This is a genomic window from Streptomyces sp. NPDC002577 (assembly GCF_053594815.1).
This window is the reverse complement of record NZ_JBSFWK010000009.1, coordinates 105,370-118,927: the sequence shown is the minus strand read 5'-3', so window position 1 is coordinate 118,927 and position 13,558 is coordinate 105,370. Positions and strand designations below refer to the sequence as shown.

Here is a 13,558-nt window from a genome sequence, read left to right as displayed (position 1 = left end):
AGCACATGTCATCGCACGTCAGCGCACGTCACATGAAGATCATCAGGTAGGCCCCGCGGCCACCCGGTAGGGTGGTTCTCGCGTCAGGAACGCGTAAACGATCGCGCAATGATCGTGTCAGGGTGCGCCGGGAAGTCTGGTCGGCAACGCAGTACAGCGAACCGTTTTGCCGAACACGCCCAGGAGGTCCCACCCGTGGCCGCGCCCGCACCCGCACCCCCGAAGACCCGCAAGGTACTGGGCCGCCTGTCCCTCCCGGAGCGGAACTACGTCGCGGACGCCCTGCGCGCCGAAACGCTCGGCGGCGTCCTCCTGCTCGTCGCCGCTGTCGCAGCGCTGATCTGGGCGAACACCCCGCTCCACGGCAGCTACGAGGCCGTGCGCGACTTCCATGTCGGGCCCGCCGCACTCGGCCTGGACCTCTCCGTCCAGCACTGGGCCGCCGACGGGCTGCTCGCGGTCTTCTTCTTCGTCGCCGGAATCGAGCTCAAGCGGGAACTCGTCGCCGGTGATCTGCGCGACCCCAAGGCGGCGGTGCTCCCGGTCGTCGCGGCGATCTGCGGTATGGCCGTACCCGCGCTCGTCTACACGCTGGTCAACACGGTCGGCGGAGGTTCACTCCAAGGGTGGGCCGTGCCGATGGCGACCGACATCGCCTTCGCGCTCGCCGTCCTCGCGGTCATCGGCACCTCGCTGCCGTCCGCGCTGCGCGCCTTCCTGCTGACGCTGGCCGTCGTCGACGATCTCTTCGCGATCCTGATCATCGCCGTGTTCTTCACCAGCCACCTGAACTTCGCGGCACTCGGCAGCGCCGTCGCCGGCCTCGCCGTGTTCTGGCTGCTGCTGCGCAAGGGCGTCCGGGGCTGGTACGTCTACGTGCCGCTCGCGCTGGTCATCTGGGGGCTGATGTACAACAGCGGCGTCCACGCCACCATCGCGGGTGTCGCCATGGGTCTGATGCTGCGCTGCACGCGCCGCGAGGGTGAGCAGCAGGCCCCCGGCGAGCGCATCGAGCACCTCGTACGCCCCCTCTCCGCGGGCCTCGCCGTGCCGCTGTTCGCGCTGCTCAGCGCCGGTGTGGCGGTCTCCGGCGGGGCCCTCGGCGCGGTCTTCACGCGGCCCGAGGCGCTGGGTGTGGTGCTGGGGCTGGTCGTGGGCAAGGCGGTGGGCATCTTCGGCGGCACCTGGCTGACGGCCCGGTTCACCAGGGCTTCGCTCAGCGAGGACCTCGTATGGCCCGACGTCTTCGCGCTGGCGTCCCTCGCGGGCATCGGCTTCACCGTCTCGCTGCTGATCGACGAGCTCGCCTTCGCCGATGACCCGGTGCTGTCCGACGTGGTCAAGGCGGCCGTCCTCACGGGCTCCGTCATAGCGGCTCTCGTCTCCGGCGTACTGCTGAAGATCCGCAACGCCAAGTACCGCAAGCTGTGCGAGGACGAGGAGCGCGACGAGGACCTCGACGGCATCCCCGACGTCTACGAGCTGGACGACCCCGAGTACCACCTGCGCATGGCCCGGATCTACGAGGAGAAGGCCGCCGAGCACCGCAGGCGTGCGGAAGCGGCGTCCGGGGCAGGCGGCCAGGACGACCGTCCGGCATGATCTGACATCAGAGGGGCAGTACGCACTCCCCCGGCCACCGCCGGGGGACCCCAGGTGTCAGAACCCGCAGAAGAGAAGAGGGAGACCGCGATGACCGCATCCGACGGCCCTGTCGGCGCCGAACGCAGCATCGGCCAGCTGTTCGCCTCGGCGACCAGCGAGATGTCCGCACTGGTGCACGACGAGATCGCGCTGGCCAAGGCCCAGCTGCGCCAGGACGTCAAGCGCGGTGCGGTGGGCGGCGGAGCGTTCGCGGCGGCGGGTGCGGTACTGATCTTCTCCCTGCCCATGCTGAGCTTCGCCCTGGCGTACGGCATCAACGCGTGGAGCCACTGGCATCTGTCGGTCTGCTTCCTGCTGTCCTTCGCCGCGAACGTGCTGGTGGCCGGGTTGCTGGCGCTGATCGGCGTGGTGTTCGCGAAGAAGGCCAAGAAGGGCGGCGGGCCGCAGAAGGCCGTGGCCTCCGCCAAGGAGACGGCCGCGGTCCTGCAGAAGGCCAAGCCGCATCCCCGTGCCGCGGTTACCGCCTCCGCCCGGCTCGGCCTGCCGGAAGGCGTCGGCGGCAAGGCCGAGGCTGTGGCACGCTCGTCCTCATGACGGACCCCTCCGCCCCCTCGGCCCGTTCGGCGCAGCCTGCTTCAGCCGTACGCATCGACATCCCCGGCCCGCAGAAGGTGACGCACCGGGACGTCGCCGCCAACGGCGCGCGCTTCCACATCGCCGAACTGGGCGACGGGCCACTGGTCCTGCTGCTGCACGGCTTCCCGCAGTTCTGGTGGACCTGGCGGCACCAGATGGTCGCGCTCGCCGACGCGGGCTTCCGCGCGGTCGCGATGGACCTGCGCGGCGTGGGCGGCAGCGACCGCACGCCGCGCGGCTACGACCCCGCGAACCTCGCACTCGACATCACGGGTGTCGTACGGTCCCTCGGCGAGCCCGACGCGGCGCTGGTCGGTCACGACCTCGGCGGCTATCTGGCGTGGACGGCGGCCGTGATGCGCCCCAAGCTGGTGCGCCGGCTCGCCGTCTCCTCGATGCCGCATCCGCGGCGCTGGCGCTCGGCGATGCTCTCCGACTTCCGGCAGACCGCCGCGGGCTCCTACATCTGGGGCTTCCAGCGGCCGTGGATTCCCGAGCGTCAGCTGGTCGCCGACGGCGGCGCGCTGACGGGCCGGCTCATCCGGGAGTGGTCGGGGCCGCGGCCCCCGGAGGACGAGGCGATCGAGACGTACCAGCGGGCGATGTGCATTCCCTCGACGGCGCACTGCTCGATCGAGCCGTACCGGTGGATGGTCCGCTCCATGGCGCGGCCCGACGGCATCCAGTTCAACCGCCGTATGAAGCGGCCCGTGCGGGTGCCGACGCTGCATCTGCACGGCTCCCTCGATCCGGTGATGCGTACGCGCAGCGCCGCGGGTTCGGGCGAGTACGTGGAAGCCCCGTACCGCTGGCGGCTGTTCGACGGGCTGGGGCACTTCCCGCATGAAGAGGACCCGGTTGCGTTCTCTGCCGAGCTGGTCAACTGGCTGAAGGATCCCGAACCGGATCGCTGACGGGCCTGTGCCGGGCTTCTTCCAGCGGCCGTCCGAGTGGTCGTTAATCGGACGGGAACACCAGTCCTTCGAACGCCACATGCCTGCCGCATAGGCCAATTGAGGGCCCGTCGCGCGGTTACCGACCTTGAGGCACGGGCAGACCTCGGGGTATGGGCTGGACGCACGACTACAGTGACGCAGCACGCAACCGCCGCTCGGCCACGGGGCTGACCAGTCATCAGGAGGGCGGTCCGCATCATGCGGGACCGGACGATTCCTCCCAGGTGATCGGCATTCCCCGCATCCTCCGCCGCAGGGCCCGCTGGGTCTCGGCGCGCCTGCGGCACACGCGCGGCTAGCTGCGGCGGCACACGCGCGGCCCTCGGCTCCTCCGACGGCTCTCCGGCGCTCCCCGGACGTACGCGCCCCTCTGCAGGGCACGCTGCTGATCCAGGCACACCCCTGCTGCGGTCACGCACCCGCTCCGGGCACGCGCCGCTACAGGGCACACCCCTCGCTGTCGACCTGCTGGTTCGCGGTGCGGCCCCGGTCGGCGTCCTGGCGTACCTCGTCGGCGGTGAGTGCGTAGCCCGTGTTGGGGTCGTCGAGCGACTTGGCGAAGACCACGCCGTAGACCTTGCCGTCGGGGGTGAGCAGCGGGCCTCCGGAGTTGCCCTGGCGCACCGTCGCGTAGAGCGAATACACATCGCGGCTCACCGTGCCGCGGTGGTAGATGTCCGGGCCGTTGGCCGGGATGCGGGCGCGCACACGCGCGGGACGCACGTCGTACGAGCCGTTCTCCGGGAAGCCGGCGACGATCGCACTGCTGCCGCTGGTGGCGTCGGTGGAGGAGAACTTCAGCGCGGGCGCCTTGAGCTTCGGCACGTCCAGTACGGCGATGTCCCGCCGCCAGTCGTAGAGGACGACCGTGGCGTCGTAGAGCTTGCCCTCGCCGCCTATCTGGACGGTGGGCTCGTCCACGCCGCCGACCACATGGGCGTTGGTCATGACCCGGCGGTCGCCGAAGACGAAGCCCGTGCCTTCGAGGACCTTGCCGCAGCTCTCCGCGGTGCCGACGACCTTGACGATGGAGCGCTGGGCGCGGCTGGCCACGGGGCTGTTGGCGAGCGCGGGGTCGGGGGCCTGCACCTCGGTGATGGGCTCGTTCGAGAACGGGCTGAAGACCTGCGGGAAGCCGTTCTGCGCGAGGGCCGAGGAGAAGTCCGCGAACCAGGTGTTCGCCTGTGCGGGCAGCGCCTGGGAGACGCCCTGCAGCACCTTGGAGTTGCGCACTTCCTTGCCGAGCGTCGGCAGTGTCGTGCCCGCCAGGGCCGAGCCGATGAGCCAGGCCACCAGCAGCATCGCCACCACGTTCACCAGGGCGCCGCCCGTGGCGTCCAGGGCGCGGGCCGGGGACCACGTGATGTACCGGCGGAGCTTGTTGCCCAGGTGTGTGGTGAAGGCCTGGCCGACGGAGGCGCAGACGATGACCACGACGACCGCGACGACGGCGGCCGTGGTGGTCACCTGGGCACCGTTCGTCACCTTGTCCCAGAGGACGGGCAGGACGTAGACCGCGACGAGACCGCCGCCGAGGAAGCCGATCACCGACAGGATGCCGACGACGAACCCCTGGCGGTAGCCCACGATCGCGAACCACACAGCGGCGACCAGCAACAGGATGTCCAGCACGTTCACCGATTCAAGCCTCGCCTCGCATTGCGGCCGCCGTCTCCTGGCGGGGTCCCCGCGGGGCCCCCGGCGGAGCTGCCGATGTCAGGTCCCCGGGATCACACATCACGTACGCCAGCCTGTCATGCACGCCAGTCGAGCGGGACCTGCTTGCTGGTGTCCCAGGGGCGCTCCCAGCCCGAGTAGTGAAGGAGCCGGTCGATCACTCCGGCTGTGAAACCCCAGACCAGGGCCGATGCGACCAGGAACGCGGGGCCTTGGTGACCCCTCGGGTGCACGGCCATCGCACGATTGGCCGGGTCAGTGAGATCCGCCACGGGGACCGTGAAGACACGGGCCGTCTCCGCCGGGTCGACTACGCCGACCGGGGACGGCTCGCGCCACCAGCCCAGCACGGGTGTGACGACGAAGCGGCTCACCGGGATGTACAGCTTCGGCAGGACGCCGAAGAGCTGGACGCCCCGCGGGTCGAGCCCTGTCTCCTCCTCGGCCTCGCGCAGGGCTGCGCGCAGCGGCCCCGCGGCCGCCGGGTCGCCGTCCTCCGGGTCCAGGGCGCCGCCGGGGAACGACGGCTGCCCGGCATGCGACCTCAGGGAGCCGGCCCGCTCCATCAGCAGCAGCTCCGGTCCGCGTTCGCCCTCGCCGAACAGGATCAGTACGGCCGACTGGCGGCCCGCACCGTCCTCCGGCGGCAGAAAGCGGCTGAGCTGCCGCGGCTCGACCGACTCCGCGGCACGCACCACGGGGGCCAGCCACTCGGGCAGGCCCTCGGTACTCACCGCCACCGAGCCGTCCTGGTCCCAGGCCCTGTCGGCGTCCATATGGCTCACGTGCGTCATCGCCACCCCCGTCTGTCTGAGCACAACGCCTCCGCCCATGCGGATGGTTCCACCGGACGGCCCGCCGATGGGCCGATCGGCCGACCCGCCGACGGCCTCCTCACCTGGCCCCCAGTGGTGGCGCGGGCCGGCCCGGATAGTCCGGTGGCGGCTTGAGGCGCTGGCCCGGCATACCGCCCTTTTCGTACTTCAGGAGTTTCTTCGCCTTCTCCGGGTCCGTTTCACCCTCGCCGTACGCCGGGCAGAGCGGGGCGATGGGGCAGGCGCCGCAGGCGGGCTTGCGGGAGTGGCAGATGCGCCGGCCGTGGAAGATCACACGGTGCGAGAGCATCGTCCAGTCGCTCTTCGGGAACAGCGCCCCGACGGCCGCCTCGACCTTGTCCGGGTCCGTCTCGTCGGTCCACTTCCAGCGGCGGACGAGCCGGCCGAAGTGGGTGTCGACAGTCAGCCCCGGCACTCCGAAGGCGTTGCCGAGCACGACGAAGGCCGTCTTGCGGCCCACACCGGGCAGCTTCACCAGATCCTCGAGCCGACCTGGCACTTCGCCGTCGAACTCGTCGCGCAGGGCGGTCGCGATACCCATGATCGACTTGGTCTTGGCGCGGAAGAACCCCGTCGGCCGGATGAGCTCCTCGACCTCTTCGGGGTTGGCGGCGGCCAGGTCCTCCGGGGTCGGGTACTTGGCGAAGAGCGCCGGCGTGGTCTGGTTCACCCGCAGGTCCGTGGTCTGGGCGGAGAGCACGGTGGCGAGCAGAAGCTGGTACGGGCTCTCGAAGTCGAGCTCGGGGTGGGCGTACGGATAGACGTCGGCGAGCTCGCGGTTGATCCGGCGGGCACGGCGGACGAGCGCCGCACGGGACTCGGGCTTGGCGGCGGCCTTGGCCGCACGCGCGCTCTCGACGAGGGCGGCCTTGGCGGCGACGGTCTCCGCGGGAGCGCTCTTGGCGCGTGTCGCCTTCTTGGCGGGCGCCGCCTTCTTCGCGGGCGACGTCTTCTTCGCGCCGCCCGTCGCCGTCTTCGCAGCCGCCGTCTTCTTCGCGGCTCCCGGCACCTTCTTCGCCACGGCACCCCTCGAGTTCTCAGCCCCGGCCTCGGCCGTCGTTGTCGGCCGCCCGGCGGCCGCTTCACTCGACGTCGATTTTGTCCCGTTTGTTCCATTCTCGAGCTCGGCGGCAGCCTGTTCGCCCATAGCGGAATTACGGCGTACAACCACCAGCCCAGCCCCCTTTGCCCGTGCTCTCACTGGCGTTTTGGACACCCGACCAGCCTAAAGCCAGCAACTGACATCCGCCCCGGACCCAGCGGATCGGCCCCCGATTGGCCCCCTCCCGCACAGCTCGCGACGCCGGTGCGGCAAACTTGTGACTGATCACACTGTTTGGACCGTCCGGCAAAATGGGGAGCACGGTCCCCTGGATACACGGGGGAGCAAGATCCTCTGAGCAGGTCGACAAGGAGAGAACTCGTGGACGACGTTCTGCGGCGCGCCCCGCTCTTCGCGGCGCTCGATGACGAGCAGGCCGCGGAGCTCCGCGCCTCCATGAGTGAGGTGACCCTCGCCCGCGGTGACTCGCTGTTCCATGAGGGCGACCCCGGTGACCGCCTGTACGTGGTCATGGAAGGCAAGGTCAAGCTCCACCGCACATCCCCCGACGGCCGCGAGAACATGCTGGCCGTCCTCGGCCCCGGCGAGCTCATCGGCGAACTGTCGCTGTTCGACCCGGGCCCGCGTACGGCCACCGCCACGGCCCTCACCGAGGTCAAGCTCCTCGGCCTCGGCCACGGCGACCTCCAGCCGTGGCTCAACGCGCGCCCCGAGGTGGCCGCCGCCCTGCTGCGCGCCGTCGCCCGGCGCCTGCGCAAGACCAACGACCAGATGTCCGACCTGGTCTTCTCCGACGTCCCGGGCCGTGTCGCCCGGGCACTCCTGGACCTGTCGCGCCGCTTCGGCGTGCAGTCCGAGGAGGGCATCCACGTCGTGCACGACCTGACGCAGGAGGAGCTCGCCCAGCTGGTCGGCGCCTCCCGCGAGACGGTCAACAAGGCGCTCGCGGACTTCGCGGGCCGCGGCTGGCTCCGTCTGGAGGCCCGCGCCGTGATCCTGCTGGACGTGGAGCGGCTCGCCAAGCGGTCGCGCTGACCCACGGTCGCACTCAGGGCTCACGACAGCACAGCGACGGGGTCCCGCCCACGGTCGGGCGGGACCCCGTCGTGCTTGCCGCCACCAGGGCACGCCCCGCGTACCGGGAACGGCTAGATCAGCCCGTGCTCCCGCAGATAGTCCAGCTGCGCCCTGACCGACAGCTCGGCGGCCGGCCACAGGGAGCGGTCCACGTCGGCGTACACGTGCGCCACGATCTCGGGGGCCGTGCGATGCCCGTCCTCGACGGCCGTCTCGACCTGCGCGAGGCGGTGGGCGCGGTGGGCGAGGTAGAACTCGACGGCGCCCTGGGCGTCCTCCAGCACCGGCCCGTGGCCCGGCAGCACGGTGTGCACGCCGTCGTCGACGGTGAGGGAGCGCAGCCGGCGCAGGGAGTCCAGATAGTCGCCGAGCCGCCCGTCCGGGTGAGCCACCACGGTCGTACCGCGGCCCAGGATCGTGTCCCCGGTGAGCACCGCGCGGTCGGCCGGCAGATGGAAGCAGAGCGAGTCGGCGGTGTGCCCCGGCGTCGGTACGACGCGCAGCTCAAGACCGTCGAGACGCACCACGTCACCCGCGGCCAGGCCCTCGTCGCCGAGCCGCAGGGCCGGGTCGAGGGCGCGTACCTTCGTGCGTGTCAGCTCCGCGAAGCGCGCCGCGCCCTCCGCGTGGTCCGGGTGCCCGTGCGTGAGCAGCGTCAGCGCGACCCGCTTGCCGGCCTGCTCGGCCGCCTCGATCACCTGGCGCAGGTGCGTGTCGTCCAGCGGCCCCGGGTCGATGACCACGGCGAGCGCGGAGTCCGGTTCGGAGACGATCCAGGTGTTCGTCCCGTCGAGCGTCATCGCCGAGGCGTTGGGGGCGAGGACGTTGACGGCGCGTTCGGTCGCGGGGCCGGAGAGCACCCCGCCGCGGGGCTGGCCCGGAAGGGCGGTCGCGTCGGTCATGCGGCGGGCCCCCCGGTCCTCCCGGTCGGGATGTGCTTGGTGAACTCGTCGTGGCCCGGCCAGGTCAGGACCACCGTGTCCTCCTCCAGCCGGGCCTGGGCCAGCACCGGCGTCATGTCGCAGGAGGGCGCGGCCGCGAGTACCTCGGCGGCCGAGTCGTACGCGGCGAGCCGGCGCAGCATCGCGATGGTCGGCGGCATCATCAGCAGTTCGCCCGCGTCGTAGCGGGCGGCTGCCTCGGCGGGGCGGATCCACACCGTGCGGTCGGCCTCCAGGGAGGTGCGGAGGGTGCGCTGCCCGTCCGGGAGTCCGGCCGCGAAGAACCACGTGTCGTAGCGGCGCGTCTCGAACTCGGGCGTGATCCAGCGGCCCCAGGCGCCCAGCAGATCGGAGCGCAGGACCAGGCCGCGGCGGTCCAGGAACTCCGCGAAGGACAGGTCGCGGTCGATCAGCGCGACGCGGTCCACGTCCCAGTCCTCGCCGGTGACGTCCCCCACGACGGTGTCCGCGGTCGCCCCGGCGAGCAGCACGCCCGCCTCCTCGTACGTCTCGCGCACCGCCGCGCACACGATGGCCTGCGCGGACGCCTCGTCGACGCCGAGGCGGGCCGCCCACTGCGCGCGGGTGGGGCCCGCCCAGCGGACCAGGCGGTCGTCGTCGCGAGGATCCACGCCGCCGCCCGGATACGCGTACGCGCCTCCGGCGAAGGCCATGGAGGCGCGTCTGCGCAGCATATGGACGGCAGGACCGTCGGCGTCGTCCCTCAGGAGCATGACGGTGGCGGCCCGGCGCGGGGTCGCCGGCGTGAGCTCGCCGCTCGCGACGGCGCGGATGCGGTCGGGCCACTCCGGTGGGTACCACTGACCATGTGCCATGGCCGGAGGCTAACCCGTGGCGGGCGAATGTTCGAGGGGCATGATCCGCCCGCCACTCGGCGGAAAGGCCAGGCGGCTGTCAGCCCTCGCCCGTGAGCTCCACCTGGATCTCGACCTCCACGGGCGCGTCCAGCGGCAGCACCGCGACACCGACCGCGCTGCGCGCATGCACGCCCTTGTCGCCGAGGACCTCGCCGAGCAGCTCGCTCGCGCCGTTGAGCACGGCGGGCTGGCCCGTGAAGTCGGGGGCGGAGGCGACGAAGCCGACGACCTTCACGACGCGCGCGATCCGGTCCAGGTCACCGGCGACCGACTTGACCGCGGCCAGCGCGTTCAGCGCACACGTACGGGCCAGGTCCCTGGCCTCCTCGGGCGTGACCTCGGCGCCGACCTTCCCGGTGACCGGAAGCTTGCCCTCCACCATCGGGAGCTGGCCCGCGGTGTAGACGTACGGGCCGGTCCGCACGGCGGGTTGATACGCGGCGAGCGGCGGCACGACCTCCGGCAGAGTCAGCCCCAGCTCGGCGATCCGCGCCTCGACGGCCCCGCTCATGCGGTCTTCTCGCGCTTCAGATAAGCCACCAACTGCTCGGGGTTCGGCCCGGGCACGACCTGGACGAGCTCCCACCCGTCCTCGCCCCAGGTGTCCAGAATCTGCTTCGTCGCGTGCACGAGAAGCGGCACGGTCGCGTATTCCCACTTGGTCATGTGGCCGACTGTAGCCGCCCTGAACGGTGGCCTCCTGCGTAGCCCGGTCCGCCACTGGTTAGGCTCGAAGGCGTGAGCAGGCTCCAGGTCGTCAGCGGCAAGGGCGGTACCGGCAAGACCACGGTGGCCGCAGCCCTCGCGCTCGCCCTCGCGACCGAGGGAAAGCGCACCCTCCTGGTCGAGGTCGAGGGCCGGCAGGGCATCGCACAGGTCTTCGAGACGGAGGCTCTTCCGTACGAGGAGCGGAAGATCGCGGTGGCTCCGGGGGGCGGGGAGGTGTTCGCCCTCGCCATCGACCCCGAGCTGGCGCTGCTCGACTACCTGCAGATGTTCTACAAGATGGGTGGCGCGGGCCGCGCGCTCAAGAAGCTCGGCGCCATCGACTTCGCGACCACCATCGCGCCGGGCCTGCGCGATGTCCTCCTCACCGGCAAGGCCTGCGAGGCGGTCCGCCGCAAGGACAAGCGCGGCCGCTTCGTGTACGACTACGTGATCATGGACGCGCCGCCGACCGGCCGCATCACCCGCTTCCTGAACGTGAACGACGAGGTCGCGGGACTGGCGAAGATCGGCCCTATACACAATCAGGCGCAGGCCGTCATGCGGGTGATCAAGTCGCCCGAGACCGAGGTGCACCTGGTGACGCTGCTCGAGGAGATGCCGGTCCAGGAGACCGCGGACGGCATCGGTGAGCTGCGTGCGGCGCGGCTGCCGGTGGGGCGGGTCATCGTGAACATGGTGCGGCCCGCCGTCCTCGACGAGGCCTCTGTGGAGCTCGCGCAGAGCGTGCCGCGTACGGCCCTCGCCAAGACGCTGTCGTCGGCCGGTCTCGGCGGCGCCCGCCGCGGCGGCCTCGCGGAGCGGCTCGTGGACCCGCTGCTGGAACAGGCCGAGGAGTACGCCGAGCGGTTTGCGCTGGAGCGCGACCAGCGCGCCGTACTGACCGACCTGGACCTGCCCCTGCACGAACTGCCGCTGCTCGCCGAGGGAATGGACCTGGCAGGCCTCTACCGGCTCGCCACGGAACTGCGGAAGCAAGGGATCTCATGACGCTGGACGCGGTGCGCACGCTCGACGTCGACCCCCTGCTCGACGACCCGAAGACCCGCATCGTGGTCTGCTGCGGCTCGGGCGGTGTCGGCAAGACGACCACGGCCGCGGCCCTGGGGCTGCGTGCCGCCGAGCGCGGCCGGAAGGTCGTCGTGCTCACGATCGACCCGGCCCGCAGGCTCGCCCAGTCCATGGGCATCGACTCCCTCGACAACACCCCGCGCCGGGTCAAGGGCATCGACGAGTCCGCGGGCGGCGAACTGCACGCCATGATGCTCGACATGAAGCGCACCTTCGACGAGATCGTCGAGGCGCACGCGAACGGCGACCGGGCCCGCCAGATCCTGGAGAACCCCTTCTACCAGTCGCTGTCGGCCGGTTTCGCCGGTACGCAGGAGTACATGGCGATGGAGAAGCTGGGCCAGCTGCGCTCCCGCGACCAGTGGGATCTGATCGTCGTCGACACCCCGCCGTCGCGTTCCGCGCTGGACTTCCTGGACGCGCCGAAGCGGCTCGGTTCGTTCCTGGACGGCAAGCTGATCCGGGTCCTGATGGCGCCGGCGAAGATGGGCGGCCGGGCCGGGATGAAGTTCCTGAACGTCGGCATGTCGATGATGACAGGCGCCCTGGGCAAGCTGCTCGGCGGCCAACTTCTGCAGGACGTTCAGACGTTCGTGGCCGCTATGGACACCATGTTCGGCGGCTTCCGCACCCGGGCCGACGCCACGTACCGGCTGCTGCAGGCGCCGGGCACGGCGTTCCTCGTGGTGGCGGCCCCGGAGCGGGACGCGCTGCGCGAGGCGGCGTACTTCGTGGAGCGGCTGGCCGCGGAGGACATGCCGCTGGCCGGTCTCGTGCTGAACCGGGTGCACGGCAGCGGAGCGTCCCGGCTGTCGGCGGAGCGGGCCCTGGCCGCCGCGGAGATGCTTGAAGCAGAAAATCTTGAAGACAGCCGCATTGTGGATCAGGAGGGCGGGAAAGCTGGAGTTCGTAACTCCCCCGAAACGCCCGGCGAGTCTGCCAAGGCTTCACAATCCCACGGCAGTTCACATGACACCGGCTCAGCCACCGCAGGTTCGGACACTCCCGACGAAGGCTCCCCCGCCTCCGACCGAACCAACGGCACAGACGGAACCAACCGGCCGGCCGAGCAACCAGCAGAACAACTGACCACTCTGACCGCAGGCCTGCTCAGGCTGCACGCCGAGCGGATGCAGCTGCTTGCCCGCGAGCAGCGCACACGCGACCGCTTCACCGCGCTCCACCCGGAGGTGGCCGTGACCGAGGTGGCCGCTCTGCCCGGCGATGTGCACGACATCGCAGGACTTCGGGCCATCGGAGACCGGCTCGCGACCGAAGACTGACCGGCCGGAGCTGGCTGCCGCCCTGTCTGCAGAAGGGCTGCTCAACCCGTGCCTGCAGAGGGGCATTCCGCGCGACAGCGCAGGGCGATCAGCCCACCGCCGCGAAGCTCTCGTACACCTCTTCGTCCACGTCGAGCGGCAGCAGACCTGCGCCGCGCTCGTATTCCGTACGCGCGGTCTCGAGCAGCCTGCGCCACGAGGTGACGGTGGGACGCCTGCGCAGAAGCGCACGGCGCTCCCGCTCGGTCATACCGCCCCACACGCCGAACTCGACGCGGTTGTCCAGCGCGTCGGCCAGGCACTCGGTGCGCACCGGACACCCGGTGCAGACCGCCTTGGCCCTGTTCTGCGCTGCTCCTTGTACGAACAGTTCATCCGGATCAGTAGTGCGGCAGGCCGCCTGCGCACTCCAGTCGGTAACCCAGCCCATACCGGCGCCGTCCTCTCCCGAATCGAGGCTCCCCCACGGCGGCAGCGGCATATTCACCGCCGCCAGTTGAGGACGTTACGGAAGGTGGGCACAGCGCAACACCCCCTTCGGGCCCAATCTTGAATGGCCCGAACGGACTATGCGTACGCGGCAGATCACCCAACGGAGTGAGCTGGGGACATACGTAAGGAACCCGGCAAACCGGGACAGTTCAGCTGAGGCACAACGGACGACCACTGACACATAAGGCAGATTCGGACACGCCCCCACCGCAGGGGAGGGTTGACGTCCAGTAACGATTCGGGTTCGCCGGACGTCATGCCGTGACTTGCGATGGGACTGCCGGAGGGACCAGTTGGAGAGCGGACCGGAGCGACCG

General features: G+C 70.8%; 15 protein-coding genes. 7 read left to right on the top strand and 8 right to left on the bottom strand.

The genetic code is table 11. The annotated features are described in order from the left end of the window. The first annotated feature begins 195 nt into the window (after positions 1-195). The 4 genes from nhaA to ACWD4J_RS15445 all read left to right on the top strand — a co-directional run bounded on the left by nhaA (position 196) and on the right by ACWD4J_RS15445 (position 3,496). On the top strand, positions 196-1,602 hold the full coding sequence (gene nhaA, locus ACWD4J_RS15460) for a Na+/H+ antiporter NhaA (RefSeq protein ID WP_451395869.1): 1,407 nt from the start codon (positions 196-198) through the stop codon (positions 1,600-1,602). Between the two features lie 90 nt (positions 1,603-1,692). Next, positions 1,693-2,199: a phage holin family protein gene (locus tag ACWD4J_RS15455; RefSeq protein ID WP_451395868.1), complete on the top strand. Its 507-nt coding sequence runs from the start codon at positions 1,693-1,695 to the stop codon at positions 2,197-2,199. Further along, positions 2,196-3,155: an alpha/beta fold hydrolase gene (locus ACWD4J_RS15450; RefSeq protein WP_451395867.1), complete on the top strand. Its 960-nt coding sequence runs from the start codon at positions 2,196-2,198 to the stop codon at positions 3,153-3,155. Before ACWD4J_RS15455 ends, ACWD4J_RS15450 begins: the two co-directional genes overlap by 4 nt. 152 nt (positions 3,156-3,307) lie before the next feature. After that, positions 3,308-3,496, top strand: a complete 189-nt coding sequence (locus ACWD4J_RS15445) for a hypothetical protein (RefSeq protein ID WP_451395866.1) — start codon at positions 3,308-3,310, stop codon at positions 3,494-3,496. A gap of 139 nt (positions 3,497-3,635) precedes the next feature. Here ACWD4J_RS15445 and ACWD4J_RS15440 read toward each other — a convergent pair whose 3' ends face one another. The 3 genes from ACWD4J_RS15440 to nth form a co-directional block, all read right to left on the bottom strand. Beyond that, a complete protein-coding gene (locus ACWD4J_RS15440; RefSeq protein ID WP_451395865.1) occupies positions 3,636-4,835 on the bottom strand; it encodes a MarP family serine protease in 1,200 nt (399 codons plus the stop codon). A gap of 116 nt (positions 4,836-4,951) precedes the next feature. Then, on the bottom strand, positions 4,952-5,650 hold the full coding sequence (locus tag ACWD4J_RS15435) for an NUDIX hydrolase (protein WP_451395985.1): 699 nt from the start codon (positions 5,648-5,650) through the stop codon (positions 4,952-4,954). Between the two features lie 118 nt (positions 5,651-5,768). After that, positions 5,769-6,857: an endonuclease III gene (gene nth, locus ACWD4J_RS15430; protein WP_451395864.1), complete on the bottom strand. Its 1,089-nt coding sequence runs from the start codon at positions 6,855-6,857 to the stop codon at positions 5,769-5,771. Between the two features lie 276 nt (positions 6,858-7,133). On the opposite strand from nth, the gene ACWD4J_RS15425 reads away from it, so the two are divergent. Continuing rightward, positions 7,134-7,808 (top strand): Crp/Fnr family transcriptional regulator, encoded by a 675-nt coding sequence (locus tag ACWD4J_RS15425; protein WP_030573597.1) that lies wholly within the window; start codon positions 7,134-7,136, stop codon positions 7,806-7,808. Positions 7,809-7,921: 113 nt separating this feature from the next. Here the strand turns inward: ACWD4J_RS15425 and ACWD4J_RS15420 are convergent, their stop codons facing one another. From ACWD4J_RS15420 to ACWD4J_RS15405, 4 genes are all read right to left on the bottom strand, one after another. After that, positions 7,922-8,752, bottom strand: coding sequence for an MBL fold metallo-hydrolase (locus tag ACWD4J_RS15420; protein WP_451395863.1), 831 nt, complete (start codon positions 8,750-8,752; stop codon positions 7,922-7,924). Further along, entirely contained in the window at positions 8,749-9,627 is an 879-nt protein-coding gene (locus ACWD4J_RS15415) for an NUDIX hydrolase (RefSeq protein WP_451395862.1), read from the bottom strand. Before ACWD4J_RS15415 ends, ACWD4J_RS15420 begins: the two co-directional genes overlap by 4 nt. 79 nt (positions 9,628-9,706) lie before the next feature. Next, the gene (locus tag ACWD4J_RS15410) at positions 9,707-10,180 is read right to left on the bottom strand and encodes a RidA family protein (protein ID WP_451395861.1); all 474 of its coding nucleotides are present in this window, start codon (positions 10,178-10,180) and stop codon (positions 9,707-9,709) included. Then, positions 10,177-10,335: a DUF4177 domain-containing protein gene (locus ACWD4J_RS15405; RefSeq protein ID WP_157902902.1), complete on the bottom strand. Its 159-nt coding sequence runs from the start codon at positions 10,333-10,335 to the stop codon at positions 10,177-10,179. The genes ACWD4J_RS15410 and ACWD4J_RS15405 overlap by 4 nt, the downstream gene beginning before the upstream one ends. Positions 10,336-10,407: 72 nt before the next feature. On the opposite strand from ACWD4J_RS15405, the gene ACWD4J_RS15400 reads away from it, so the two are divergent. After that, complete coding sequence (locus tag ACWD4J_RS15400; protein ID WP_451395860.1) at positions 10,408-11,385, top strand: ArsA family ATPase; 978 nt, start codon at positions 10,408-10,410, stop codon at positions 11,383-11,385. Beyond that, entirely contained in the window at positions 11,382-12,749 is a 1,368-nt protein-coding gene (locus ACWD4J_RS15395) for an ArsA family ATPase (protein WP_451395859.1), read from the top strand. The genes ACWD4J_RS15400 and ACWD4J_RS15395 overlap by 4 nt, the downstream gene beginning before the upstream one ends. Before the next feature lie 88 nt (positions 12,750-12,837). On the opposite strand, the gene ACWD4J_RS15390 is transcribed toward ACWD4J_RS15395, so the two are convergent. Beyond that, complete coding sequence (locus ACWD4J_RS15390; RefSeq protein ID WP_451395858.1) at positions 12,838-13,179, bottom strand: WhiB family transcriptional regulator; 342 nt, start codon at positions 13,177-13,179, stop codon at positions 12,838-12,840. Between the last annotated feature and the right edge of the window lie 379 nt (positions 13,180-13,558).